This is a genomic window from Streptomyces sp. NPDC001093 (genome assembly GCF_040298985.1).
GTDB lineage: Bacteria > Actinomycetota > Actinomycetes > Streptomycetales > Streptomycetaceae > Streptomyces.
Window position 1 is genome coordinate 80860 of the sequence record NZ_JBEPBF010000008.1, and the last position, 26079, is coordinate 106938.

At 68.8% G+C, this 26079-nt stretch carries 20 protein-coding genes; 13 read left to right on the forward strand and 7 right to left on the reverse strand.

The window, feature by feature from the left end:
- Nucleotides 1–102 precede the first annotated feature (102 nt).
- The 4 genes from ABT288_RS06690 to ABT288_RS06705 form a co-directional block, all read right to left on the reverse strand.
- Nucleotides 103–1719 (reverse strand): glycerol-3-phosphate dehydrogenase/oxidase, encoded by a 1617-nt coding sequence (locus tag ABT288_RS06690; protein ID WP_351603466.1) that lies wholly within the window; start codon nucleotides 1717–1719, stop codon nucleotides 103–105.
- Between the two features lie 48 nt (nucleotides 1720–1767).
- Complete coding sequence (gene glpK, locus ABT288_RS06695; protein WP_351603468.1) at nucleotides 1768–3306, reverse strand: glycerol kinase GlpK; 1539 nt, start codon at nucleotides 3304–3306, stop codon at nucleotides 1768–1770.
- Nucleotides 3307–3371: 65 nt separating this feature from the next.
- A complete protein-coding gene (locus ABT288_RS06700; RefSeq protein WP_351603470.1) occupies nucleotides 3372–4166 on the reverse strand; it encodes an MIP/aquaporin family protein in 795 nt (264 codons plus the stop codon).
- A gap of 368 nt (nucleotides 4167–4534) precedes the next feature.
- On the reverse strand, nucleotides 4535–5299 hold the full coding sequence (locus tag ABT288_RS06705) for an IclR family transcriptional regulator (RefSeq protein ID WP_351603472.1): 765 nt from the start codon (nucleotides 5297–5299) through the stop codon (nucleotides 4535–4537).
- Between the two features lie 279 nt (nucleotides 5300–5578).
- Here ABT288_RS06705 and metH point away from each other — a divergent pair, with 279 nt between their 5' ends.
- From metH to ABT288_RS06725, 4 genes are all read left to right on the forward strand, one after another.
- Entirely contained in the window at nucleotides 5579–9091 is a 3513-nt protein-coding gene (gene metH, locus ABT288_RS06710; RefSeq protein WP_351603473.1) for a methionine synthase, read from the forward strand.
- A gap of 209 nt (nucleotides 9092–9300) precedes the next feature.
- The gene (locus ABT288_RS06715; protein ID WP_351603474.1) at nucleotides 9301–10002 is read left to right on the forward strand and encodes an HAD family hydrolase; all 702 of its coding nucleotides are present in this window, start codon (nucleotides 9301–9303) and stop codon (nucleotides 10000–10002) included.
- Between the two features lie 433 nt (nucleotides 10003–10435).
- Nucleotides 10436–12040, forward strand: coding sequence for an ABC transporter substrate-binding protein (locus ABT288_RS06720; RefSeq protein WP_351603476.1), 1605 nt, complete (start codon nucleotides 10436–10438; stop codon nucleotides 12038–12040).
- 98 nt (nucleotides 12041–12138) lie between these two features.
- A complete protein-coding gene (locus ABT288_RS06725) occupies nucleotides 12139–13716 on the forward strand; it encodes an ABC transporter substrate-binding protein (protein ID WP_351603478.1) in 1578 nt (525 codons plus the stop codon).
- Between the two features lie 75 nt (nucleotides 13717–13791).
- On the opposite strand, the gene ABT288_RS06730 is transcribed toward ABT288_RS06725, so the two are convergent.
- Both ABT288_RS06730 and ABT288_RS06735 read right to left on the reverse strand, forming a co-directional pair.
- Nucleotides 13792–14463 (reverse strand): response regulator, encoded by a 672-nt coding sequence (locus ABT288_RS06730; protein WP_228618649.1) that lies wholly within the window; start codon nucleotides 14461–14463, stop codon nucleotides 13792–13794.
- A 14-nt stretch (nucleotides 14464–14477) separates the two neighbouring features.
- Nucleotides 14478–15509, reverse strand: a complete 1032-nt coding sequence (locus ABT288_RS06735; protein ID WP_351603480.1) for a RecB family exonuclease — start codon at nucleotides 15507–15509, stop codon at nucleotides 14478–14480.
- A 177-nt stretch (nucleotides 15510–15686) separates the two neighbouring features.
- On the opposite strand from ABT288_RS06735, the gene ABT288_RS06740 reads away from it, so the two are divergent.
- The 3 genes from ABT288_RS06740 to ABT288_RS06750 all read left to right on the forward strand — a co-directional run bounded on the left by ABT288_RS06740 (nucleotide 15687) and on the right by ABT288_RS06750 (nucleotide 19042).
- Nucleotides 15687–17219, forward strand: a complete 1533-nt coding sequence (locus ABT288_RS06740; RefSeq protein ID WP_351603482.1) for a site-2 protease family protein — start codon at nucleotides 15687–15689, stop codon at nucleotides 17217–17219.
- A 96-nt stretch (nucleotides 17220–17315) separates the two neighbouring features.
- Complete coding sequence (locus ABT288_RS06745; RefSeq protein ID WP_351603484.1) at nucleotides 17316–18218, forward strand: tRNA (adenine-N1)-methyltransferase; 903 nt, start codon at nucleotides 17316–17318, stop codon at nucleotides 18216–18218.
- 242 nt (nucleotides 18219–18460) lie between these two features.
- Complete coding sequence (locus tag ABT288_RS06750) at nucleotides 18461–19042, forward strand: hypothetical protein (RefSeq protein WP_351603486.1); 582 nt, start codon at nucleotides 18461–18463, stop codon at nucleotides 19040–19042.
- A 19-nt stretch (nucleotides 19043–19061) separates the two neighbouring features.
- Here the strand turns inward: ABT288_RS06750 and ABT288_RS06755 are convergent, their stop codons facing one another.
- Nucleotides 19062–19364, reverse strand: coding sequence for a ferredoxin (locus tag ABT288_RS06755; protein WP_351603488.1), 303 nt, complete (start codon nucleotides 19362–19364; stop codon nucleotides 19062–19064).
- Between the two features lie 521 nt (nucleotides 19365–19885).
- Between ABT288_RS06755 and arc the strand changes: the two genes are divergently transcribed.
- The 6 genes from arc to prcA all read left to right on the forward strand — a co-directional run bounded on the left by arc (nucleotide 19886) and on the right by prcA (nucleotide 26060).
- On the forward strand, nucleotides 19886–21652 hold the full coding sequence (arc, locus tag ABT288_RS06760; RefSeq protein WP_351603490.1) for a proteasome ATPase: 1767 nt from the start codon (nucleotides 19886–19888) through the stop codon (nucleotides 21650–21652).
- 236 nt (nucleotides 21653–21888) lie between these two features.
- Complete coding sequence (gene dop, locus ABT288_RS06765) at nucleotides 21889–23400, forward strand: depupylase/deamidase Dop (protein ID WP_351603492.1); 1512 nt, start codon at nucleotides 21889–21891, stop codon at nucleotides 23398–23400.
- A 173-nt stretch (nucleotides 23401–23573) separates the two neighbouring features.
- Nucleotides 23574–23792: a ubiquitin-like protein Pup gene (locus tag ABT288_RS06770; RefSeq protein ID WP_153544461.1), complete on the forward strand. Its 219-nt coding sequence runs from the start codon at nucleotides 23574–23576 to the stop codon at nucleotides 23790–23792.
- A 47-nt stretch (nucleotides 23793–23839) separates the two neighbouring features.
- Nucleotides 23840–24445, forward strand: a complete 606-nt coding sequence (locus ABT288_RS06775) for an endonuclease VII domain-containing protein (RefSeq protein WP_351603494.1) — start codon at nucleotides 23840–23842, stop codon at nucleotides 24443–24445.
- Complete coding sequence (gene prcB, locus ABT288_RS06780) at nucleotides 24397–25242, forward strand: proteasome subunit beta (RefSeq protein ID WP_351603496.1); 846 nt, start codon at nucleotides 24397–24399, stop codon at nucleotides 25240–25242. The genes ABT288_RS06775 and prcB overlap by 49 nt, the downstream gene beginning before the upstream one ends.
- 62 nt (nucleotides 25243–25304) lie before the next feature.
- Nucleotides 25305–26060, forward strand: a complete 756-nt coding sequence (gene prcA, locus ABT288_RS06785) for a proteasome subunit alpha (protein WP_351603498.1) — start codon at nucleotides 25305–25307, stop codon at nucleotides 26058–26060.
- Nucleotides 26061–26079: the final 19 nt, after the last annotated feature.

Sequence of the window (26079 nt, forward strand, 5' to 3'; positions counted from 1 at the left end):
GCGTGGGGCCGCCCCTCTCGGTTGTCCGGACCCGGTGCGGAGGTCCGGCGCTGCGGCGGCGGCCGGTCCCGGTCAGGGAGGCGGACCGGCCGTCACCGGGGCCTACTTCTTGTCGAGCAGGTCCCGCACCTTCGCGCGGACCTCGTCCGTGTCCAGGCCCCGGATGGTCAGCGTGGTGCGGCGGCGCAGCACGTCGTCCGGCGTCTCGGCCCACTCGTGGTCACGGGCCCAGACGACCTGTGCCCAGATCTCCGGCGCGTCGGGGTGGACGCGCTCGGCCAGCTCCGGGTCGTCGTTCGCCAGGCGGGCGATGTCGAAGGCCAGCGAGCCGTAGTGGGTGGCCAGGTGCCTGGCGGTGTCGGCGGCCATGCGCGGTCCGGGAGCCGGCCGGTCCACCAGCAGGCGGTGGGCGACGGCGCGCGGGTTGGCGACACCGGGCAGCGGCAGCTTCTTCGGCAGGGAGGAGATGGGCTCGAAGTCGTCGCCCAGCGGGTGGCCCGGCAGCGCCTCCAGCTTCTGCATCACCGTACGGCCGATGTGCCGGAACGTGGTCCACTTGCCGCCCGCGACGGACAGCATGCCGCCCTTGCCCTCGGTCACCACCGTCTCGCGCTTGGCCTTGGCGGTGTCCCCGGGGCCGCCCGGCAGCACCCGCAGACCGGCGAAGGCGTAGGTGATCAGGTCGCGCCGCAGCTGCTGGTCGCGGACCGAGAACGCGGCCTCGTCCAGGATCTGCGCTATGTCCTTGTCGTTGACGGACACGTCCGCCGGGTCGCCCTCGTACTCCTCGTCGGTGGTACCGAGCAGCAGCATGTCCTCCCACGGGAGGGCGAAGGTGATGCGGTACTTGTCGATCGGGGTGGCGAGCGCGGCCTTCCAGGGGGAGGTGCGCTTCAGGACCAGGTGCGCGCCCTTGGACAGACGGATGGACGGTGCCGCGTTCGGGTCCTCCATCCGGCGCAGGTGGTCGACCCAGGGGCCGGTCGCGTTCAGCACCAGACGGGCGCTGACCCCGAACTCCTCGCCGGAGAGGCGGTCCTTGAGCTCGGCACCGGTGACCCGGCCCTGGGTGAAGCGCAGGCCGGTGACCTCGGCGTGGTTGAGGACGACCGCGCCCGCCTCGACGGCCGCGCGGACCGTCATCAGCGCCATGCGCGCGTCGTTCATCTGGTCGTCGCCGTACACGGCCACGGCCTTGAGGTTCTCGGTGCGCAGCTCGGGCACGTCCTGCGCCGCCTTGGCGGGGGAGAGCAGGTGGCCCACGCCGTCACCGAACGCGGAGAGCGCGGAGTAGGCGAAGACGCCCGCGCCGAGCTTCGCCGCGCCGTGCGGCCCCCCCTTGTACACGGGGAGGTAGAAGGTGAGCGGGTTCGCCAGGTGGGGGGCCACCTGCCGGGAGACCGCACGGCGCTCGAAGTGGTTCTCCGCCACCAGCTTCACCGCGCCGGTCTGCAGATAGCGCAGACCGCCGTGGAGCAGCTTGGAGGAGGCGGAGGAGGTGGCACCGGCGAAGTCGCCGGCGTCGACCAGAGCCACCCTCAGGCCGGACTGCGCGGCGTGCCAGGCGGTGGAGATGCCCAGGATGCCGCCGCCGATCACCAGAAGGTCGTACGACGCCTTGGAGAGCTGCTCCCTGGTCTCGGCCCGGCTCGGGTTGGAGCCGGAGGCCGGGTGCGTCCCCAGGGCAGGCACGGAACTCAGGGTGGACTGACTGGTCATGTCGGGTACTTACTCCTCGTCAGAGATGTCTGAGCTGTGTCGGGCCGCTCAGCTCTCGTCCTCGATCCAGCCCATGGTCCGGTCGACGGCCTTGAGCCAGTTCTTGTACTCACGGTCGCGGGTGTCCGCGTCCATCTGGGGGGTCCACTCGGCGGCCCGGCGCCAGTTGGCGCGCAGTTCGTCCGTGCTGGACCAGAAGCCGACGGCCAGGCCGGCGGCGTAGGCGGCGCCGAGGCAGGTGGTCTCGGCGACCATCGGGCGCACCACCGGTGCGTCCAGAACGTCGGCGAGGGTCTGCATCAGCAGGTTGTTGGAGGTCATGCCGCCGTCCACCTTCAGGGCCACCAGCTCGTCGCCGGAGTCCTTGACCATGGCGTCGGCGATCTCGCGGGTCTGCCAGGCGGTCGCCTCCAGGACCGCGCGGGCGAGGTGCGCCTTGGTGACGTACCGGGTCAGGCCGGCGATCACACCGCGGGCGTCGGAGCGCCAGTGCGGGGCGAACAGGCCGGAGAAGGCCGGTACGAAGTAGGCGCCGCCGTTGTCCTCGACCGAGAGCGCGAGCGTCTCGATCTCGGCCGCGGTGGAGATCAGCCCCATCTGGTCGCGCATCCACTGCACCAGCGAGCCGGTGACAGCGATGGAGCCCTCGAGGGCGTAGACCGTCGGCTGGTCGCCGATCTTGTAACCGACGGTGGTCAGCAGACCGGCGTAGGAGTTGATGATCTTGTCACCGGTGTTCATCACCATGAAGGTGCCGGTGCCGTAGGTGGACTTGGTCTCGCCCTCGGAGAAGCAGGTCTGGCCGAACAGGGCCGCCTGCTGGTCGCCGAGCGCGGAGGCGACCGGGATGCCGCCGAGCAGGTCGCCCAGCTTGCCGCCGGTGACCTCGCCGTAGACCTCGGCGGAGGAGCGGATCTCCGGCAGGATCTGCAGCGGCACACCGATGGACTCGGCGATCTTCTCGTCCCACTGCGTGGTGTGCAGGTTCATCAGCATGGTGCGGGAGGCGTTGGTGACGTCGGTGACGTGCTTGCCGCCGTTGACACCGCCGGTCAGGTTCCAGATGACCCAGGTGTCCATGGTGCCGAAGAGGATGTCACCGGCCTCGGCGCGCTCCTTCAGGCCGTCGACGTTGTCGAGCAGCCAGCGGGCCTTGGGGCCGGAGAAGTACGAGGCCAGCGGCAGGCCGGTCTCGCGGCGGAAGCGGTCCTGGCCGACGTTGCGGCCGAGCTCCTTGCACAGGGCGTCGGTGCGGGTGTCCTGCCAGACGAGGGCGTTGTGGACGGGCTCACCGGTGTTCTTGTCCCACAGCACGGTGGTCTCGCGCTGGTTGGTGATGCCGATGGCCTTGATGTCGTCACGGGTGATGCCGGCCTTGGCGATGGCCCCGGCGACGACCTCCTGGACGTTGGTCCAGATCTCGTTGGCGTTGTGCTCGACCCAGCCCGGCTTGGGGAAGATCTGCTCGTGCTCCTTCTGGTCGACGGAGACGATACGGCCGTCCCGGTCGAAGACGATGCAACGGCTGGAGGTCGTGCCCTGGTCGATCGCGGCGATGAACGGGCCTGCGGTGTGGGCGTCGGTCACTGTGTGCTCCTGAAAAGATCCGTGGTAGGGGGTCTGTCCGTACGGCGCGTGCTTCGAGGCGTTGTCTAAGCGAAGGCGACGTTGTAAATGCCCGCGGCGATGGCGCCGCCGATCAGCGGACCGACGACCGGGACCCAGGCGTAGGCCCAGTCGGAACCGCCCTTGTTGGGCAGGGGCAGCAGGGCGTGCACGATGCGCGGACCCAGGTCACGGGCCGGGTTGATCGCGTAGCCCGTCGGGCCGCCGAGGGACAGACCGATCGACACCACCACGAACGCGGTGATCAGACCGCCGAGGGTGCCGAGGCCGTTGCCCTTGTCGTTCAGGCCCTGCGTGAGGACCGCGAGGATCAGCACGACCGTGCCGATGATCTCCGTGGCGAGGTTCTGCACCGCGTTGCGGATCTCCGGACCGGTGGAGAAGATGCCGAGGACCGGGCCGGCGCCCTTCTCCTGGGCCTCGACCGCCTTGGCCGCGGTGGCCTGTGCGCCCGGACCGCCGACGATCTCCTTGTCGGTCAGGTGGGCGTGGAACTGGCCGTAGTAGGCGACCCACACCAGGGTCGCGCCGATCATCGCGCCGAGCAGCTGTCCGGCGAGGTAGACCGGGACGTTGCTCCAGTCGCTGTTCTTGATGGCCAGTGCCACCGTGACGGCCGGGTTGAGGTGGGCACCGGAGAGCGGTCCGGAGATGTACACGGCCGTCAGGACGGCGAAGCCCCACCCGAAGGTGATGGCGAGCCAACCGGCGTTACGGGCCTTGGAGGCCTTCAGCGTGACGGCCGCGCAGACGCCGCCGCCGAGCAGGATGAGTATGGCGGTACCGATGGTCTCGCCGATGAAGATGTCGGAGCTGGACACCCGCGACTCCTTTGTCCTTCGTCCAGGGGTAGCCGAACCCCGGGTCCCGCCGGGGTTCTGGCGCCCTCAGGGGGTGAGAGCGATGCCGGCCCTTGGCGTTGTCACACTCTAGCGCGTATTGCCGGTAGGTGTTCGACAATGCCGACCGATGGACGGGAGTCTTGCTTCGGTGTTACGGATGCGTCAAGGGTTCTGTTATCGAAAACAGGATCGTTATTGATCGCTGCCGGTTGTCACTCTTCGCACGCTGACGTGGCTATTGGCCCGATATGTCGATTTCAGGGTAGGGCGAGAACCGGAACGCCGCCCGGCGTTCCGGTCGTTGCCCGGGGTGTCCCCAGGCGTGCCTCACAAGGAGCGCTCAGCGCTCAGAACCGTCCCGCGCCCAGGTCCCTGGACACCGCGCGGGCGCAGTCGCGCACCGCCGCGATCAGCTCGGGAAGCAGCCGACCGTCCCGGCACAGCCGTTCCACGGCCCCGGTGATGCCGACCGCGCCCACGGGCATACGGCGCCGGTCGTGGATGGGTGCGGCGACCGACGCCACGCCCTCCCAGGTCTCCTCGACGTCGGCCGCGTACCCACGGGCGCGTGTCATGTCGAGAAGGTGTTCGAAGTCCTCCATGTCGCACACCGTGCGGTCCGTGAAGGGCTTCCGGTCGGCCTCCAGCGCCTCGCTGTGCGCCACCGGGTCGTAGGCCGACAACACCTTGCCGAGCGCCGTGGAGTGCAGCGGCTGCATGGCGCCGATCTCCAGCACCTGCCGGCTGTCGTCCGGCCGGAAGACGTGGTGCACGATCAGCACGCCCTGCTGGTGCAGGACCCCCAGGTACACGCTCTCCCCGCTGGAACGGGCCAGGTCGTCGGTCCACACCAGGGCGCGGGCCCGCAACTCGTGCACGTCCAGATAGGTGGTGCCCAGGCGCAGCAGCTCCGCGCCCAGCTGGTAGCGCCCGGAGGTGTCGTCCTGCTCCACGAAGCCCTCCTGCTGGAGGGTGCGCAGAATGCCGTGGGCCGTGCCCTTGGCGAGGCCGAGAGACGAGGCGATGTCCGACAGGCCGAGCCGTCGCTCGCCGCCCGCGAGCAGCCGCAGCATCGCGGCCGCCCGTTCGAGCGACTGGATGTTCCGTGCCATCGCCGTCCTGCCTCCGTCTTCCTCGACTGCCGCCGGGTGCTCGACAACACCGTTCGGCAATGCCGAACACTACCGGTCCATGCCGATCTCCCGCCAATGGTCGGACGGCACTTGTTACATCACACGTGGCCTGGCCGTGGGGTACCCGCCACCCGGCGTCCGCCTCGTGGACGCCGGTGCCCATCCAAGCCGACTCCCGGTTAGTCTGGCGCCGTGCGGCCTCCCGCCAGCCCGGGGACACCGCATAGCCGACAGCCGTCGCACCTAGGGAGCCCCTTCATGGCCTCGTTGCCACCGTCCCCTTCCGCCGACAGCCGGACCCGTGTGTCCGCGCTCCGAGAGGCGCTCGCCACACGTGTGGTGGTCGCCGACGGAGCCATGGGCACCATGCTCCAGGCCCAGGAACCCACCCTCGAGGACTTCCAGCAGCTCGAGGGCTGCAACGAGATCCTCAACCTCACCCGCCCCGACATCGTCCGCTCCGTCCACGAGGCGTACTTCGCCGTGGGTGTCGACTGCGTCGAGACCAACACCTTCGGGGCCAACCACGCGGCAATGGCGGAGTACGAGATCTCCGACCGCGTGTACGAGCTGTCCGAGGCCGGCGCTCGCATCGCCCGCGACGTGGCCGACGAGTTCTCCGCCGGGGACGGCCGCCGGCGCTGGGTCCTCGGTTCCATCGGCCCCGGCACCAAGCTGCCCACCCTCGGCCACATCGGCTACGCCACCCTCCGGGACGGCTTCCAGGCGAACGCGGAGGGCCTGCTGGCCGGCGGCGCCGATGCCCTGATCGTGGAGACCACGCAGGACCTCCTGCAGACCAAGGCGTCCGTCCTGGGCGCCCGGCGCGCCATGGAACGCCTCGGCCTCGACGTCCCGCTGCTGGTGTCCATGGCCTTCGAGACCACCGGCACCATGCTGCTCGGCTCCGAGATCGGCGCGGCCCTCACCGCGCTGGAGCCGCTCGGCATCGACATGATCGGCCTGAACTGCTCGACGGGTCCCGCCGAGATGAGCGAGCACCTGCGCCACCTGGCCCGGCACTCGCGCATCCCGCTGCTGTGCATGCCGAACGCCGGACTGCCCATCCTCACCAAGGACGGCGCCCACTTCCCGCTCGGCCCCGAGGGCCTTGCCGAGGCCCAGGAGAACTTCGTCCGGGACTACGGCCTGTCCCTGATCGGCGGCTGCTGCGGTACGACCCCCGAGCATCTGCGCCAGGTCGTCGAGCGGGTCCAGGGGCTGACCCCGGCCGCGCGCGAGCCGCGCCCCGAGCCCGGTGCGGCCTCCCTCTACCAGGCGGTGCCGTTCCGCCAGGACACCTCCTACCTGGCCATCGGCGAGCGCACCAACGCCAACGGCTCCAAGAAGTTCCGCGAGGCCATGCTGGAAGGCCGCTGGGACGACTGTGTGGAGATGGCCCGGGAGCAGATCCGCGAGGGCGCGCACATGCTGGATCTGTGCGTGGACTACGTCGGCCGCGACGGCGTCGCCGACATGGAGGAACTCGCCGGCCGCTTCGCCACCGCCTCCACCCTGCCGATCGTGCTGGACTCCACCGAGGTCGACGTCATCCAGGCGGGCCTGGAGAAGCTCGGCGGTCGCGCGGTGATCAACTCCGTGAACTACGAGGACGGCGACGGCCCCGACTCCCGTTTCGCGAAGGTCACCAAGCTCGCCCAGGAGCACGGCGCCGCGCTGATCGCGCTGACGATCGACGAGGAGGGCCAGGCCCGCACGCCGGAGAAGAAGGTCGAGATCGCCGAACGGCTGATCGCCGACCTGACCGGGAACTGGGGCATCCGCGAGGACGACATCCTCATCGACACCCTGACCTTCACCATCTGCACCGGTCAGGAGGAGTCCCGTAAGGACGGTATCGCCACCATCGAGGCGATCCGCGAGCTGAAGAAGCGCCACCCGGCCGTCCAGACCACCCTCGGCCTGTCCAACATCTCCTTCGGCCTGAACCCGGCCGCCCGCATCCTGCTGAACTCCGTCTTCCTGGACGAGTGCGTGAAGGCGGGCCTGGACTCGGCGATCGTGCACGCCTCCAAGATCCTGCCGATCGCCCGCTTCGACGAGGAGCAGGTCACCACGGCCCTGGACCTGATCTACGACCGCCGCCGCGAGGGCTACGACCCCCTGCAGAAGCTGATGCAGCTCTTCGAGGGCGCCACCGCGAAGTCGCTGAAGGCGGGCAAGGCCGAGGAACTGGCCGCGCTGCCGCTGGAGGAGCGCCTCAAGCGGCGCATCATCGACGGCGAGCGCAACGGCCTGGAGGCCGACCTCGACGAGGCGCTGAAGGACCGTCCGGCGCTCGACATCGTCAACGAGACGCTGCTGGACGGGATGAAGGTCGTCGGTGAGCTGTTCGGTTCCGGGCAGATGCAGCTGCCGTTCGTGCTGCAGTCGGCCGAGGTGATGAAGGCGGCCGTCGCCCATCTCGAGCCGCACATGGAGAAGTCGGAGGCCGAGGGCAAGGGCACGATCGTGCTGGCCACCGTGCGCGGCGACGTGCACGACATCGGCAAGAACCTGGTCGACATCATCCTGTCCAACAACGGCTACAACGTCGTCAACCTCGGCATCAAGCAGCCGGTCTCCGCGATCCTGGACGCGGCCGAGGAGCACCGGGCCGACGTCATCGGCATGTCCGGGCTGCTCGTGAAGTCCACGGTGATCATGAAGGAGAACCTGGAGGAGCTCAACCAGCGCGGCCTGGCCGCCCGCTTCCCGGTCATCCTCGGCGGCGCCGCCCTCACCCGCGCCTACGTCGAGCAGGACCTGCACGAGATCTACGAGGGCGAGGTCCGCTACGCCCGCGACGCCTTCGAGGGCCTGCGCCTGATGGACGCCCTGATCGGCGTCAAGCGCGGTGTGCCGGGCGCCAAGCTGCCCGAGCTGCGCCCGCGCCGGGTGCGGGCCACCACCGTCGAGGTCGAGGAACGTCCCGAGGAGGGGCACGTCCGCTCCGACGTCGCCACCGACAACCCGGTGCCGACCCCGCCGTTCTGGGACACCCGGATCGTCAAGGGCATCCAGCTCAAGGAGTACGCCAGCTGGCTCGACGAGGGCGCGCTGTTCAAGGGCCAGTGGGGCCTGAAGCAGGCCCGCACCGGCGAGGGGCCGTCGTACGAGGAACTGGTGGAGTCCGAGGGCCGCCCGCGGCTGCGCGGCCTGCTGGACCGGCTCCAGACGGAGAACCTGCTGGAAGCGGCGGTCGTCTACGGCTACTTCCCCTGCGTGTCCAAGGACGACGACCTGATCATCCTGGACGAGCGGGGCAACGAGCGCACCCGGTTCACCTTCCCGCGCCAGCGCCGCGGCCGCCGGCTGTGCCTGGCCGACTTCTTCCGCCCGGAGGAGTCCGGCGAGACCGACGTCGTCGGCCTCCAGGTCGTCACCGTCGGCTCGCGCATCGGCGAGGAGACCGCCAAGCTCTTCGAGGCCAACTCCTACCGGGACTACCTCGAACTGCACGGCCTGTCCGTCCAGTTGGCGGAGGCACTCGCCGAGTACTGGCACGCACGCGTCCGCGCCGAACTCGGCTTCGGCGGGGAGGACCCGGCCGACGTCGAGGACATGTTCGCCCTGAAGTACCGGGGCGCCCGCTTCTCCCTCGGCTACGGCGCCTGCCCCGACCTCGAGGACCGCGCCAAGATCGCGGACCTGCTCCGGCCGGAGCGGATCGGCGTCCACCTGTCCGAGGAGTTCCAGCTGCACCCCGAGCAGTCCACGGACGCGATCGTGATCCATCACCCGGAGGCGAAGTACTTCAACGCCCGCTGAGCCCCCCGGGCCTGGCCGCAGCCGCGGCGCCGTCGGCTTCACGGCACATCGACGGCCCTCCGGCCTGCGCGGGGGTGTTTGAAGGGGTACCCCCGCGCCCGAGTGATAAACGAGGCGTTTCCGCCGCCGGAGACGTACACTGGTCGGTCCACCAGGCCGGTTCCCTGTCCGGGAACCGGCCTGATCGTCCCTCAAGGAGGTGCGCCCGGATGACCAGCACGGTCCCCGCGCTCGGAACCCTTACCGCCGAAGGCTCCGCCCTGCAGGCGGTGCTCCTCGACATGGACGGCACCCTGGTGGACACCGAGGGATTCTGGTGGGACGTCGAGGTCGAGGTCTTCGCCTCCCTCGGTCACACCCTGGACGAGTCCTGGCGACACGTCGTGGTCGGCGGACCGATGACCCGCAGCGCCGGCTTCCTCATCGAGGCCACCGGCGCCGACATCACCCTCGCCGAACTCACCGTGCTGCTCAACGAGGGCTTCGAGGACCGCATCGGCCGGGCCCTGCCGCTGATGCCGGGCGCCGCCCGCCTGCTCGCCGAACTCCACGAGCACGGCATCCCCACCGCCCTGGTCTCCGCCTCCCACCGGCGCATCATCGACCGTGTGCTGAGCATCCTCGGCGCCCACCACTTCGCCCTGTCCATCGCAGGCGACGAGGTCTCGCGCACCAAACCCTTTCCCGACCCCTACCTGCTCGCCGCGGCGGGGCTCGGGGCCCGGCCGGACAGATGCGCGGTGGTCGAGGACACCGCGACCGGTGTCGCCGCCGCCGAGGCCGCCGGCTGCCGCGTCGTCGCCGTACCCTCCGTCGCCCCCATCAGCCCGGCCGCCGGACGCACCGTGGTGACCTCTCTGGAACAGGTCGACCTGCCATTTCTGCGCGGCCTGATGACGGAAATGCTCTAGCCGTTCACCCAGCGTGAAAAGTCCATTGGCCCGGCTGGACAAATTTCCGAGGAAGTACACCCAAGTGGAATTCACGGCGGACCACCCGGCCGAATTCCACTGACTCGCCGCACAGTTGGAAGTGTGACGTTCCCCACCCCGACAGCCCTCGACATCCTGGGTCAAGTGTGCTGAACGGCCCCGTTCGGCCCGGAATGAAGGGTCTTTGTGTCCCGATTGATGGGATGCTGCACTAATCCTGCCGCTGTCGGGTTTTCGGTGCGTCCACACCCGGTTCCACTGCGTGATGGGGGCTCAACTCACGGGGCCGTGAACCCTCCTGCGGGCGCGGACTAATCTCATCGCGAGAACATCGCCGCAACCCCCCGTGATCCGCCGCACCACCCATGCATGCCGGATACACGGACCCGAACAGCTCTGGAGAAACTCCCGCATGAACCGCAAGACTTTGGTGCTGCCGGCGGTGGCCGGCCTGCTCACCCCGGTTCTCGCCGCGTGTGGCGGATCCGGCAGCGGGAGCAAGAGCGGTGACGCCATCGTCGTCGGCACCACGGACCGGTTCACCACCACCAGCGACGCCCCGGCGCCCCTCGACCCCGCCTACGCCTACGACGTCGGCACCTGGAACATCCTGCGCCAGACGGTGCAGACCCTGATGGCCCAGCCCAAGGGCGAGGGCGACCCCGTCCCGGACGCCGCCGAGAGCTGCTCCTTCACCGACAGCGGCAGCGAGCGCTACGCCTGCAAGCTCCGCGACGGCCTGAAGTTCGCCAGCGGCGACCCGGTGACCGCCCAGGACGTCAAGTACTCCATCGAGCGCGCCCTGCGCATCAAGTCCAGCAGCGGTGTCGCCTCCCTGCTGAACACCATCGACACCATCGAGACGCAGGGCGACCGCGAGGTCGTCTTCCACCTCAAGACCGCCGACGCCACCTTCCCGTACAAGCTGTCCACCCCGGTCGCGGGCATCATCAACCCGAAGGACTACCAGAAGGACAAGCTGCGCGACGGCTTCGAGGTCGACGGCTCGGGCCCCTACACCCTGCAGGCCGACGTCAGCGGCAACGCGATGTCCGTCGCCACCTTCACCAAGAACCCCAACTACAAGGGCGCCGTGAAGGTGAACAACGACAAGGTCGAACTGCGCTCCTTCGCCGACGCCGACGCCATGAGCGCCGCCATCGACAAGGGTGACATCGACGTCATGACTCGCACCATGTCGCCCGACCAGATCCAGAAGCTGGACGCCGGCAGCGACAAGAACGCCGACCTGGTCGACATGCCGGGCCTGGAGATCCGCTACCTCGCCTTCGACACCAACGCGTCCAGCGTGAAGTCCAAGGCCGTACGCCAGGCCATGGCCCAGCTCATCGACCGCGCGGAACTGGTCTCCAAGGTCTACGGCACCCAGGCCGAGCCGCTGTACTCGCTCGTCCCCGCCACCGTCACCGGCCACTCCAACTCGTTCTTCAACAAGTACGGCAACCCCAGCGTCGCCAAGGCCAAGGACCTGCTGACCAAGGCCGGCATCACCACCCCGGTCAAGCTGACCCTGCACTACACCACCGACCACTACGGCTCCGCCACCAAGAAGGAGTTCGAGGTCCTGCAGCAGCAGCTCAACGACAGCGGCCTGTTCAACGCGTCCATCCAGGGCCACCCCTGGGAGACCTTCCGCCCCGCCGAGCAGAAGGGTCAGTACGACGTCTACGGCATGGGCTGGTTCCCCGACTTCCCCGACGCCGACAACTTCCTCGCGCCCTTCCTCGACAAGGACAACTTCCTCGGCTCGCCGTACTCCAACAGCACCATCCAGCGCACCCTGATCCCGGAGTCCCGCCGCGAGGCCGACCGGCTCAACGCCGCCAAGAGCCTGACGGCGATCCAGGACATCGTCGCCGACGACGTTCCGATCCTGCCGCTGTGGCAGGGCAAGCAGTACGTCGCCGCACGGACCGACGTCACGGGCGTCGCCTACGCCCTCAACTCCTCGTCTACGCTCCAGCTGTGGGAGCTCGGCCGCGGTGTGAGCGGCTGACGGCTCTCTCGTCCGGGGACCAGGGACGGCTGCCCCGGACATCCCGAGGGCCAGGACGGCGGCCCCGGGTGACGAACCGACGACAAGGCACATTTCAAGTGAACATGCGCAACCAGTGGCCAGTCCTGCCCGTCGTGGCGGGGCTGGCCTCCGGCCTTTTGACCGGCTGCGGCTCGCAGAGCGGCGATTCCGGGGGCACCGGCTCCTCCGTGGTGATGGGGATGTCCGACGACGTCCTCGCCACGGACCCGGCCTCCGGCTACGACCCCGGCTCCTGGCTGTTGTTCGACAACGTCTTCCAGTCCCTGCTCAGCTTCCCCAAGGGCCAGACCGAACCCCAGCCGGAACTCGCGAAGGAATGCACCTTCACCGACTCCCGCGCCACGGTCTACCGGTGCACCCTCAAGAACGGCCTGAAGTTCAGCAACGGTGACGCCCTCACCTCGAAGGACGTGAAGTTCTCCTTCGACCGCACGCTGAAGATCAACGACCCGTCCGGGCCCGCGGTCATGTTTCCGATGCTCGCCGGCATCGACACCCCGGACGCCAGGACGGTCGTCTTCCACCTGAAGACCTCCGACGCCACCTTCCCCAGCAAGATCGCCTCCGGCGCCGGCTCCATCGTCGACCACCTCCAGTACGACGCGAACGGCCTGCGCACCGACCACAAGGCCATCGGCTCCGGCCCCTACAAGCTGGACTCCTTCGACAACGACCACGCGGTGTTCTCCGTCAACGGCAACTACCAGGGCACCGCCAAGGTCAAGAACTCCGGCGTCACCCTGAAGTTCTTCCACGGCGACCGCGCCGCCCTGAAGAAGGCCCTCCTCGACGGCAACGTCGACATCGCCTACCGCGGCCTGTCCGCCTCCGACGTCGCCGGCCTCGACCAGCAGCAGGGCAAGGGCGTCGACGTCATCGAAGGAAGCAGCGCCGAAGTCCAGCACCTGGTCTTCAACATGAAGGACCCGGTCGCGGGCAACCTCGGCGTCCGCAAGGCCATGGCCTACCTCATCGACCGCGACGCCCTCATCAAGAACGTCTACCAGGGCACCGCCACCCCGCTGTACTCGATCATCCCGGCGGGCATCGTCGGCCACAACACGGCCTTCTTCGACACCTACGGCGCCCGCCCCTCCCAGGCCAAGGCCGCCGCCGCACTGCGCGCCGCCGGCATCAACGGCAAGGTCAAGCTCACCCTGTGGTCCACGCCGTCGCGCTACGGCCCCGCCACCGACGAGGAGCTGAAGGCCATCGCCGGCCAGCTCAACGCCAGCGGCCTGTTCCAGGCCGACGTCAAGTCGGTCGCCTTCGACCAGTACGAGAAGGACATCGAGGCCGGCAAGTACGGCGTCTACGTCAAGGGCTGGGTACCGGACTACCCCGACGCCGACAACTTCACCGCACCCTTCTTCGGCAAGGGCAACGTGCTGGACAACAACTACAGCAACCGCACCATCACCGGCACCCTCATCCCCGACACCGCCGCGCAGAGCGACCGGGCCGCCACCGACAAGGACTTCGGCCGGCTGCAGAACATCGTCGCCACCGAACTGCCCCTCCTGCCCGTCTGGCAGGGCAAGCAGTACGCGGTCGCCCGCGACGGCGTCTACGGCCTGGAGTACTGCCTGGACGCCTCCACGGTGTTCCGGTTCTGGGAACTCAGCAAGAGCTGACGCCCGTTGACACCGAGGGCGCCCGTCTCCACGCGGGAGGGGCGCCCTTCGCCGTCGTACCGGACGTGAACGCGCTCACTGCGCGCCGGGACGCACCAGACCGCTCTCGTACGCGTACACCGCCGCCTGCACCCGGTCCCGCAGACCCAGCTTGGTCAGCACATGCCCCACATGCGTCTTCACCGTGGTCTCACTGACGAACAGGTCCGCGGCGATCTCCGCGTTCGACAGACCGCGCGCCACCAGCTTCAGCACCTCCACCTCACGGTCGGTGAGAGTGTTCAGCGTGTCCGGCACCGGCTCCTCACCGGAGGGCAGATGCGTGGCGTACTTGTCCAGCAGCCGGCGCGTGATACTCGGCGCCAGCATCGCCTCACCCGCCGCCACCACACGGATCGCCTGCACCAGCTCGTTCGCGGGCGCGTCCTTCAGCAGAAAACCGCTCGCCCCGGCCCGCAGCGCCTCCACCACGTACTCGTCCAGATCGAACGTGGTCAGCACCAGCACCTTCGCCGGACCGGACCGGTCCGGCCCGGTGATCTGCCGGGTCGCCTCCACCCCGTCCATCCGCGGCATACGGATGTCCATCAGGACCACGTCCGGCTGCAGAGCCCGCACCTGATCGAGGGCCTGCAGACCGTCACCGGCCTCGCCCACGACCGCGATGTCCTGCTCGGCCTCCAGGATCATCCGGAAACCCGTACGCAGCAGGGGCTGGTCGTCGACCAGTAGGACACGGATGGCCACGTGACACTCCTTCGCTAGTCCGGGCCCATTCTGCCCTGCGACACGCTCCCGGACTCACGCGCCCTCACCGGCAACGGATACGGCGGGGGAGTGCCGCCGAACTCCGGGCAGTGCGCCTGGTGGTCGCACCAACCGCACAGCTTCGTCGGACGCGGCCGCCACTCCCCGGTCTCCGTGGCCTGCCTGATGGCGTCCCACAGCGCGTGCAGCTTGCGCTCCACCCGCTCCAGATCGGCGAGAACCGGGTCGTACGTCAGCACATCCCCGCTGCCCAGATACACCAGCTGCAGCCGCCGCGGCACGACCCCCTTCAGCCGCCACACCACCAGGGCGTAGAACTTCATCTGGAACAGCGCGCCCTCGGAGTACTCCGGCCGCGGCGCCTTCCCCGTCTTGTAGTCGACGATCCGCACCTCACCGGTCGGCGCCACATCCACCCGGTCGATGATCCCGCGCAGCCGCAGCCCCGACTCCAGCTCGGTCTCCACGAACAGCTCCCGCTCGGCCGGCTCCAACCGCGTCGGATCCTCCAGCGTGAACCAGCGCTCGACCAGCCGCTCCGCCTCCTGAAGCCACCCCGCCAGCTGCTCCCCGTCCGGATCGTCCGCGAACAGCTCCACCAGCTCCGGCCTGCTCTCCCGCAGCCGGTCCCACTGGCCCGGGATCAACGACTTGGCCCTGGGCGCGGTCCGCTCCGCCGCGGGCGCGTCGAACAGCCGCTCCAGCACCGCGTGCACCAGCGTGCCCCGGGTCGCCGCCGCGCTCGGCTTCTCCGGCAGCCGGTCGATCACCCGGAACCGGTACAGCAGCGGACACTGCATGAAATCGCCCGCCCGGGACGGGGACAGCGAGGTGGGCGCCATGGCCAGACGCTCGGCACCGGCCTCCGGCGGAGCCGGCACGGCCGAGTCCGGCTCCGAGGCCTCCACAGCTGTCGACGGCCCCGGCACCGAAGCCGCCATGGGCGTCGGTTGCGGCGCCCCGGCCGGATCCGTCTGCTCGGCACCGCCCGACAGGGCTCCCGCGTCCTCGATGCTGCTGTCCATGTCCACAGACCTTACGGCCCACCACTGACAGTGACCCAGCCGCCGCCCGCCCGGCCGCGCGTCCGCGCGGCAAACTCAAGGGGTGCCGGGGCGAAACGCGTCACCAAGGCCGCATACCATCGACCACAGACCCTTCCGTCCGGCAGGTACGGAAGACGCTTCGAACGAGGGGACACCGTGGACGTGAGCGGCGGGAGCGGGCAGCCGCGGTCCGGCAAAGACAAGCCGGCCGAGCACCCCGCAGGTCCAACGGCCCCGACGACCGACCCCGCCGGCCATGCGGGCCCGGAACCCGAGCCCACCCCACGACCTGCCCAGGCCGACGCGGACACCACCGCCAACCCGGAGGGCACGGACAGCACCGGCACCGGTTCGGATGCCACTGTGCCTTCGGGGCATACGCCCGACGCCGACGCCGACGGCGCCTCGGACACCGAGAGGACCGACGGCGGCCCGGCCGACACCGGCACCCCGCACGACACCCGCCCCGAGCAGCACCGGACCCTCGCCCACTCCGGAATCGCCAAGGGCGAGCCGCCCCAGCCACGGCCCAAAGAGCCCGGTGGCGGCATCCTCATGGGCCGCCCCTTCGGCGTACCGGTGTACGTCGCACCGAGCTGGTTCCTCGTCGCCGCACTCATCACCTGGGTCTTCGGCGGCCAGCTCGACCGCGTACTGCCCGAGCTCGGCGCCGCCCGCTACCTGGTCTCCCTGTTCTTCGCCGTCGCCTTCTACGCCTCCGTACTCGTCCACGAGCTCGCCCACACCGTCGCGGCGATCCGCTTCAAACTCCCGGTCCGCCGCATCCAGCTGCAGTTCTTCGGCGGCGTCTCCGAGATCGAGAAGGAGGCCGAGACCCCGGGCCGCGAGTTCGTCCTGGCCTTCGTCGGCCCACTGCTCTCGCTCGTCCTCGCCGGCCTGTTCTACCTCGCCATGAAGCCCGTCGAACCCGGCACGGTACCCGGCGTCCTGCTGGCCGGCCTGATGATCTCCAACCTCATCGTGGCGATCTTCAACCTCCTCCCCGGCCTGCCCCTCGACGGCGGCCGCATGCTCCGCGCCGTCGTCTGGGCCATCACCGGCAAACCCATGAGCGGCACCGTCGCCGCCGCCTGGGTCGGCCGCGCCCTCGCCGTCGCCGTCCTGATCGGCCTGCCGCTGCTCAACCAGTCCGGAGTCCTCGGCGGCAACACCGAGGACACCGGCGGCATGGACACCGTCACCGACGCCCTGCTCGCCGCCATCCTCGCCGCCATCATCTGGACCGGCGCCGGCAACAGCCTGCGGATGGCCCGCCTGCGCGAACACCTCCCCGAACTGCGCGCCCGCACCCTCACCCGGCGCGCCGTACCCGTCGAGACCCACACCCCGCTGTCGGAAGCGCTGCGCCGCGCCAACGCCGCCGGCGCCCGCGCCCTCGTCGTCGTCGACGCCCACGGCAACCCCATCTCCCTGGTCCGCGAGTCCGCCATCGTCGGCGTACCCGAACACCGCCGCCCCTGGGTCGCCGTCAGCGGCCTCGCCCAGGAGCTCACCGACGGCATGCGAGTCTCCGCCGAGCTCGCCGGAGAAGAACTCCTCGACGTCCTGCGCGCCACCCCCGCCACCGAATACCTGGTGGTCGAGGAGACCGGCGAGATCTACGGCGTCCTGTCCGCCGCCGATGTGGAACGAGCCTTCGTCAAGGCGATGGCACGCCCCGCCTCATAACGCCCCGCGCCCGAGCGCCGCCCCGAAAGGCACGCGCCCCGGCCCCACCCCCTTCCGTCGGCCAAACCCCCGGACCGGAACCGGTACGCTGGTCACATGTCCGAACCGACCGGTGCCGCCCGCAGGCGCGGGCCCTTCAAGGTCGGGGACCAGGTACAGCTGACCGACCCCAAGGGCCGCCACTACACGTTCACGCTCGAAGCCGGAAAGAACTTCCACACCCACAAGGGTTCCTTCCCGCACGACGAACTGATCGGCGCTCCCGAGGGCAGCGTTGTCCGCACCACCGGCAACGTCGCCTACCTCGCGCTGCGCCCCCTGCTCCCCGACTACGTCCTGTCCATGCCCCGCGGGGCAGCAGTCGTCTACCCCAAGGACGCGGGGCAGATCCTCGCCTTCGCCGACATCTTCCCCGGCGCACGCGTCGTCGAGGCCGGCGTCGGCTCCGGCTCGCTCAGCAGCTTCCTGCTGCGCGCCATCGGCGACCAGGGCATGCTGCACTCCTACGAGCGCCGCGAGGACTTCGCCGAGATCGCCCAGCAGAACGTGGAACGCTACTTCGGCGGCCCCCACCCCGCCTGGCAGCTCACCGTCGGCGACCTCCAGGACAACCTGTCCGACACCGACGTCGACCGCGTCATCCTCGACATGCTCGCCCCCTGGGAATGCCTCGAGGCCGTCTCCAAGGCACTCGTCCCCGGCGGCATCCTCTGCTGCTACGTGGCCACCACCACCCAGCTCGCCCGGACCGTGGAGTCCATCCGGGAGATCGGCTGCTTCAACGAGCCGACCGCCTGGGAAACCATGATCCGCAACTGGCACATCGAAGGCCTCGCCGTCCGCCCCGACCACCGCATGATCGGCCACACCGGCTTCCTGCTCACCGCCCGCCGCCTCGCCGACGGCGTCGAGCCCCCCATGCGCCGCCGCCGCCCCGCCAAGGGCGCCTACGGCGAGGACTACGCCGGACCCAACGCCGACGGCGGCCCCGGCCGCTGACCGACCTCCCACACAGCACAACGCAAGGGCGCCGTGGCGCAGTTCCCGCACACCGACGGGAACTGCGGCACGGCGCCCGTTCGTTGACAGGGCACCAGGGACCCACCCGCACAACGCGAACGCCCACCACGCGCGCGGGCCGCCGCCTTCGGCGATCCCCGACCCCGCCGTTCCCCAGCACTGTGACGTGTGGCACCATGCTGGCCACCCCACCGGCACAGCCCTCACAGGAGACACTCCTAGTGCAGCAATCCGCCGTTCCGGAGCTCGCTCACGCCCAGACCCGACCCATCCACTGGGTCGCCACCGCCACGGCCGTCGCCGGCGTCGTCGCCCTCTCCTCCGTCGTACAACCCGGATCGGCCACGGCCGCCCAGACCCACACCGACACACGCGGCACGTCCGTCCCCGCCGCCATTGCACCGCCCAGCACCACCGGCGTCACCTTCCCCCTGCAATGCGGACCCGTCAAAGCCGTCGTCGCCAGGAAAACCACCGGAGACCTCGACGGCGACGGCAGACCCGAAACAGCCGCCGTGGTCCACTGCGACTCCGCCATGGGCACACCGCCCGACGGGGTCTACGTCCTCACCCGCTCCCCGGACAGCGACCAACCACGCATCGTCGCCACCCTCGTCGACCCCAAGGACCGGCTCACCGTCACCGACTTCTCGATACGCGCGGGCACCGTCACCGCCACCCTGCTCGGCTACTCCTCCGACGCCGTCCCCAACTGCTGCCCCGACGTCAGAACCCCGGCCAAGTGGCACTGGAACGGCACCGCGTTCATCCGCTCCACCCCCACCGACACCCACGGCGTCTGACACACGGCCCGGCTCGGACTCACTCCGCGTCGGGCCCGTACACCTCGACCCTGTCCGAAACCCGGCGCACATGAATGCACTCACCGGGACACTCCCGCGCCGAGTCCACCACATCCACCAGCAGCGGCAACGGCACCGGCGCCGCCGCACCCACCGCCTGCAACAGCTCCGCGTCCGCACCCTTCACATAGGCCAGCCCGTCGATGTCCAGCTCGAACACCTCAGGCGCGTACTGGGCGCAGATCCCGTCACCGGTACACAGATCCTGATCGATCCAGACCTCCAGCGCCTCCCCGCCCAGGGCCTCCTGCTGCACGGTCACCTCTCCTGCCGTCGATACACCGGGCGGAACCGGCACCACGAGGGCCAGCCGGGTCCGCACCAGCGGCTGTTGAACACCCTCGACCCTACCTCCGCCCCCGTTCCGGCCACCCTCCACCGCCACCGGGTTTCCACCCCCGCCCCCTCGGGTACCAGCGCTCGATCAGGACAGAGACACCTCCGGCATGACACCCGCCACATCAAGCCAGGCCGGCCGTGACACCCTCCGCCCGAACCGTCGCTCAGCGTGATGAAACACGGCGGAGCCCCGCAGGCTGCCCACCTCCGGGCCCATCAGCCCGGACCGGACAACTCCGGCCACTCCCGAAGGGTTTTGACCACCCGATGCCCGGAACAAGCCGCTTCCGCATCACGTTGAGTGGGTATCCCCTCCGTGCGAGGGAGAGCGCAACGGGTGACCGACGACACACCTTGACAGTCTTGGTGATCTAGGGGTTTCAATCGACACCCACCCAGGTAGGGTCTGGAAGCGTCCAGCTCCCCTTGGAGGAGGTGAGGACCGTGGCAGCCCACGACGACGACATGAACCGCGGCATCCGCCCGGGACGAGGGTCCGAAGACCCGGCCGGGCAGATCGCCTACCTTGAGCAGGAGATCGCCGTCCTGCGACGCAAGCTCGCCGACTCTCCGCGACACACGAGGATTCTCGAAGAGCGGATCGTCGAGCTGCAGACGAACCTGGCCGGCGTGTCCGCCCAGAACGAACGGCTGGCCAACACCCTCCGCGAGGCCCGCGACCAGATCGTGGCCCTCAAGGAAGAGGTCGACCGGCTCGCCCAGCCGCCCGCCGGCTTCGGCGTCTTCCTGCAGGCCAACGAGGACGGCACCGCCGACATCTTCACCGGAGGCCGCAAACTCCGCGTGAACGTCAGCCCCAGCGTCGACCTCGACGACCTCAGGCGCGGCCAGGAAGTCATGCTCAACGAAGCGCTCAACGTGGTCGAAGCCATGGAGTACGAGCGCGTCGGTGACATCGTCACCCTCAAGGAAATCCTCGAGGACGGCGAGCGCGCCCTCGTACTGGGCCACACCGACGAGGAACGGGTGGTACGGCTCGCCGAGCCGCTGCTGGACGTCACCATCCGCGCCGGCGACGCCCTCCTGCTCGAACCCCGCTCCGGCTACGTCTACGAGGTCGTGCCCAAGAGCGAGGTCGAGGAACTCGTCCTCGAAGAGGTCCCCGACATCGGCTACGAGCAGATCGGCGGCCTCGGCAACCAGATCGAAGCCATCCGCGACGCGGTCGAGCTGCCCTACCTCTACCCCGACCTGTTCAAGGAGCACGAGCTGCGCCCACCCAAGGGCGTCCTGCTCTACGGCCCCCCCGGCTGCGGCAAGACACTCATCGCCAAGGCCGTGGCCAACTCGCTCGCCAAGAAGGTCGCCGAGGTCACCGGCCAGGCCGCCGGCAAGAGCTTCTTCCTCAACATCAAGGGCCCCGAGCTCCTCAACAAGTACGTCGGCGAGACCGAGCGGCAGATCCGCCTCGTCTTCCAGCGAGCCCGCGAGAAGGCCAGCGAGGGCACCCCCGTCATCGTCTTCTTCGACGAGATGGAATCCCTCTTCCGCACCCGAGGCTCCGGCGTCAGCTCCGACGTGGAAAACACCATCGTCCCCCAGCTGCTCGCCGAGATCGACGGCGTGGAAGGCCTGGAGAACGTGGTCGTCATCGGCGCCTCCAACCGCGAGGACATGATCGACCCCGCCATCCTGCGCCCCGGCCGCCTCGACGTGAAGATCAAGATCGAGCGCCCCGACGCCGAAGCCGCCAAGGACATCTTCGGCAAATACCTCACCGAACGCCTCCCGCTGCACGCCGACGACCTCGGCGAACACGGCGGCGACAAGGCCACCACCGTCCAGAGCATGATCCAGACGGCGGTCGAGCAGATGTACGCCGAATCCGAGGAAAACCGCTTCCTGGAAGTCACCTACGCCAACGGCGACAAGGAAGTCCTCTACTTCAAGGACTTCAACTCCGGCGCCATGATCGAAAACATCGTCGGCCGCGCCAAGAAAATGGCGATCAAGGACTTCCTCGAAAAGAACCAGAAGGGCCTCCGCGTCTCCCACCTCCTCCAGGCCTGCGTGGACGAGTTCAAGGAGAACGAAGACCTCCCCAACACCACCAACCCCGACGACTGGGCCCGCATCTCCGGAAAGAAGGGCGAACGGATCGTCTACATCCGCACCCTCATCACCGGAAAGCAGGGCGCAGACACCGGACGCTCCATCGACACGGTGGCGAACACCGGTCAGTACCTGTAACAGCAGGGCGGCTGCGGGTGCCCTCACCGGGGGGTACCCGCAGCCCTCGCGTTTTTCAGGCCACGACCGGAGCAGCCAATGACGCAAATGATCTCCCCACCAGTGCAAAGGCGTTCTAGGCTCGTTCCTACCGCCGAGTCGCGCAGTGCGGGGACGGGCACCGCACACGCACCGGAGCGCCAGCGGTACGTGAGCGGCGCCCACGACCGAGGGTGCCGCCGGGCAAGGAGGGCCGCATGACCGTACGGCGAGTAATGGGCATCGAGACGGAGTACGGAATCTCCGTCCCCGGCCACCCCAACGCCAATGCCATGCTCACCTCGTCCCAGATCGTCAACGCCTACGCGGCCGCGATGCACCGGGCCCGCCGGGCCCGCTGGGACTTCGAGGAAGAGAACCCGCTACGCGACGCACGAGGCTTCGACCTCGCCCGGGAGGCCGCCGACGCCAGCCAGCTCACCGACGAGGACATCGGCCTCGCCAACGTCATCCTCACCAACGGCGCACGACTCTACGTCGACCACGCCCACCCCGAATACAGTGCCCCCGAGGTCACCAACCCCCGCGACGCCGTCCTCTGGGACAAGGCCGGCGAACGCATCATGGCCGAAGCCGCCGAACGAGCCGCCCAGCTCCCCGGCGCCCAGCCCATCCACCTCTACAAGAACAACACCGACAACAAGGGCGCCAGCTACGGCACGCACGAGAACTACCTGATGAAGCGGGAAACCCCCTTCTCCGACATCGTGCGCCACCTCACCCCCTTCTTCGTCTCCCGCCAGGTCTTCGCCGGCGCCGGCCGCGTCGGCATCGGCCAGGACGGCCACGAACACGGCTTCCAGATCAGCCAGCGCGCCGACTACTTCGAAGTCGAGGTCGGCCTGGAGACGACCCTGAAGCGGCCCATCATCAACACGCGGGACGAGCCGCACGCCGACGCGGAAAAGTACCGCCGCCTCCACGTGATCATCGGCGACGCCAACCTCTCCGAGATCTCCACCTACCTCAAACTGGGCACGACCTCCCTGGTCCTGTCCATGATCGAGGACGCCTTCATCGCGGTGGACCTCGCCGTCGACCAGCCGGTACGGACGTTGCACCAGGTCTCGCACGACCCGTCCCTGAAGCGCCTGATCACGTTGCGTAGCGGTCGGACCCTCACAGCCGTCCAGCTCCAGATGGAGTACTACGAGCTGTCCCGCAAATACGTGGAGGAGCGCTACGGGGCCGACGCCGACGACCAGACCAAAGACATCCTGACCCGCTGGGAAGACACCCTCACCCGGTTGGAGAACGACCCGATGAGCCTGGCGGGCGAGCTGGACTGGGTCGCCAAGCGGGAGCTGATGGAAGGCTACCGCCGCCGCGACAACCTCGACTGGGACGCCGCACGCCTCCACCTCGTCGACCTCCAGTACGCCGACGTACGCGCCGAGAAAGGCCTCTACAACCGGCTCGCGGCCCGTGGCCGCATCAAGCGCCTCCTGGACGAGACGGACGTCGAGCAGGCCATGAGGAAGCCGCCGGAGGACACGCGGGCGTACTTCCGCGGCCGCTGCCTGGAGCAGTACGCCGACGACGTCGCCGCGGCGAGCTGGGACTCGGTCATCTTCGACCTCCCCGGCCGGGACTCCCTCCAGCGCGTTCCAACCCTGGAACCGCTACGCGGAACGCGAAATCACGTCAAGGAACTGCTGGACCGCTGCCGCACCGCAGAAGACCTGGTCAGGGTCCTGTCAGGCGGGTGAGCGGGCCAGGGGGGTACTCGGTGCGGCCCGGGCGGACAGGGTGGAAACCCCTACCGCCCGGGAATCATCGGGGTGGCCCCCGTACGTTGGAGAAACTGCGGGGCCGATGTCGGACCCGGCTTGTAGGGTCTGATCATCACCGATCGGCAGGCGAACTGAGCGGGGTGAGGGTTATGGCAACCAAGGACACCGGCGGCGGTCAGCAGAAGGCCACGCGGGCTACCGAAGAGGTCGAGGAGCAGGCGCAGGACGCGCAGGCTTCGGAGGACCTCAAGGAGCGGCACGAGAAGCTGAGCGACGACGTGGACTCCGTCCTGGACGAAATCGATGACGTACTCGAGGAAAACGCCGAGGATTTCGTGCGCTCCTTCGTGCAAAAAGGTGGAGAGTAAAGGCGAATCGGTCACGATGCCTTCGAAGTAAAGGCGGCGGGGGTCGGGTGGCAGAGGAGCCGGACGCGAAGGAGTGCGGGAAATGCGGGCGGGAGCTGCCTCTTGCCGCCTTCGCGCGCGACAGGAATCGATGCGACGGCCTCCAGGTGTACTGCCGGGAGTGCGTGGCGGAGTACAGCGCCGCGCACTACCGGCATCGCCGGGAGGCCATGGGGAAGCCGGTCCGGGAGAAGGTGGATGTCCCGGTCGGGCACAAGCTCTGTCGGAGCTGTGGCCAGGTGAAGCCGCACAGCGAATGGCATCGCAACGCGACCGCTTCCGATGGTCTGTCGACGCGCTGTAAGGCGTGCCGGGCTGCGCTCGGACGAGAGGACCATCTGAGGCGCGAGTACGGCCTCACCAAAGCCGAACGCGACGAGTTGATCGCCTCCCAAGGCGGCGTCTGCTGCATATGTCTTGCGGCTCCGCCCGCACATGTGGATCACTGCCATGAGACGGGTAGGGTCCGTGGCGTACTGTGCTTCAGCTGCAACGCCGCGCTGGGGCAGTTCAAGGATCAGCCCGAGGCCATAAGGCGGGCTGCTGCATACGTGGAAGGAAACGCGTGGAAGCCAACACTCGTAGCACCGGGCGTCTACCAGCTGCCTTCCTGACGCCAGGGTCCTCCTCCTTCATGGACTTCCTGTCCGAGCACCAGCCCGAGATGCTGCCGGGCAACCGGCAGCTGCCGCCCACGCAGGGCGTGATCGAGGCGCCCCACGGCACCACCATCGTGGCCGTGACCTTCCCGGGGGGCGTGGTGCTGGCCGGTGACCGTCGCGCCACCATGGGCAACATCATCGCTCAGCGGGACATCGAGAAGGTGTTCCCGGCGGACGAGTACTCGGCCGTGGGTATCGCCGGCACCGCCGGTCTTGCCGTGGAGATGGTCAAGCTCTTCCAGCTGGAGCTGGAGCACTTCGAGAAGGTCGAGGGTGCGCAGCTGTCGCTGGAGGGCAAGGCGAACCGGTTGTCGACGATGATCCGGTCGAATCTCGGTATGGCGATGCAGGGTCTGGCGGTCGTGCCGCTGTTCGCGGGGTATGACGTGGACCGGGAGAAGGGGCGGATCTTCTCCTATGACGTCACGGGTGGCCGCAGCGAGGAGCATAATTTCGCAGCCACCGGCTCCGGCTCGATCTTCGCGCGTGGCGCGATGAAGAAGTTGTTCCGTGACGACCTGACCGAGGAGCAGGCGACCACGCTGGTGGTGCAGGCTCTCTACGACGCGGCTGACGACGACTCGGCGACCGGTGGTCCCGATGTCGCCCGCCGGATCTACCCGATCATCACCGTGATCACCGAGGACGGTTTCCGCCGGCTGACGGAGGAGGAGTCCTCCGAGCTCGCTCGTGCGGTGCTGCAGAGGCGCCTGGAGGAGCCGGACGGCCCGAAGGCCGCCCTGCTCTGAGTGCGGGCCCCGGTTCTTATCAAGGTGATCCAGTGACCATGACAGAAAGGGACGGATAACCGGTGTCGACGCCGTTCTATGTCTCACCCCAGCAGGCCATGGCCGATCGGGCGGAGTATGCCCGCAAGGGCATCGCCCGTGGCCGTAGCCTGGTCGTGCTGCAGTATGCCGACGGCATTGTGTTCGTCGGCGAGAACCCGTCCCGTGCGCTGCACAAGTTCAGCGAGATCTATGACCGGATCGGTTTTGCGGCCGCCGGTAAGTACAACGAGTACGAGAACCTGCGCATCGGTGGTGTCCGTTACGCCGACCTGCGGGGTTACACCTATGACCGTGATGATGTGACCGCTCGTGGTCTGGCGAACGTCTATGCCCAGACGCTCGGCACGATCTTCTCGTCGGCTGCCGAGAAGCCGTACGAGGTGGAGCTGGTCGTGGCGGAGGTGGGGGAGACCCCGGAGGGTGATCAGATCTATCGGTTGCCGCATGACGGGTCGATCGTGGACGAGCACGGTTCGGTCGCGGTGGGCGGCAACGCCGAGCAGATCAGCAGTTTCCTGGACCAGCGTCACCGTGACGGCATGTCGCTGGCGGAGGCTCTGAAGCTGGCGGTGCAGGCCTTGTCCCGTGACACCAATGGCAGCGAGCGGGAGATTCCCGCGGAGCGGCTGGAGGTGGCGGTGCTGGATCGTACGCGTCCGCAGAAGCGCAAGTTCAAGCGGATCGTCGGTCGTCAGCTGTCGCGTCTGCTGGCGGCGGACGGTGCGGCCACCGAGGCGGAGAGCTCGGAGGAGGAGGACGGCTCCGAGGAGGAGTGATCCGTCGCCCCGTTTGCCT

Bases quoted from the DNA above. Each gene is read 5' to 3' on its own strand.
- ABT288_RS06690 (WP_351603466.1), bottom strand. From the start codon at position 1,719: ATGACCAGTCAGTCCACCCTGAGTTCCGTGCCTGCCCTGGGGACGCAC.
- ABT288_RS06705 (WP_351603472.1), bottom strand. From the start codon at position 5,299: ATGGCACGGAACATCCAGTCGCTCGAACGGGCGGCCGCGATGCTGCGG.
- metH (WP_351603473.1), top strand. From the start codon at position 5,579: ATGGCCTCGTTGCCACCGTCCCCTTCCGCCGACAGCCGGACCCGTGTG.
- ABT288_RS06715 (WP_351603474.1), top strand. From the start codon at position 9,301: ATGACCAGCACGGTCCCCGCGCTCGGAACCCTTACCGCCGAAGGCTCC.
- ABT288_RS06720 (WP_351603476.1), top strand. From the start codon at position 10,436: ATGAACCGCAAGACTTTGGTGCTGCCGGCGGTGGCCGGCCTGCTCACC.
- ABT288_RS06735 (WP_351603480.1), bottom strand. From the start codon at position 15,509: ATGGACAGCAGCATCGAGGACGCGGGAGCCCTGTCGGGCGGTGCCGAG.
- ABT288_RS06745 (WP_351603484.1), top strand. From the start codon at position 17,316: ATGTCCGAACCGACCGGTGCCGCCCGCAGGCGCGGGCCCTTCAAGGTC.
- dop (WP_351603492.1), top strand. From the start codon at position 21,889: ATGACCGTACGGCGAGTAATGGGCATCGAGACGGAGTACGGAATCTCC.
- ABT288_RS06770 (WP_153544461.1), top strand. From the start codon at position 23,574: ATGGCAACCAAGGACACCGGCGGCGGTCAGCAGAAGGCCACGCGGGCT.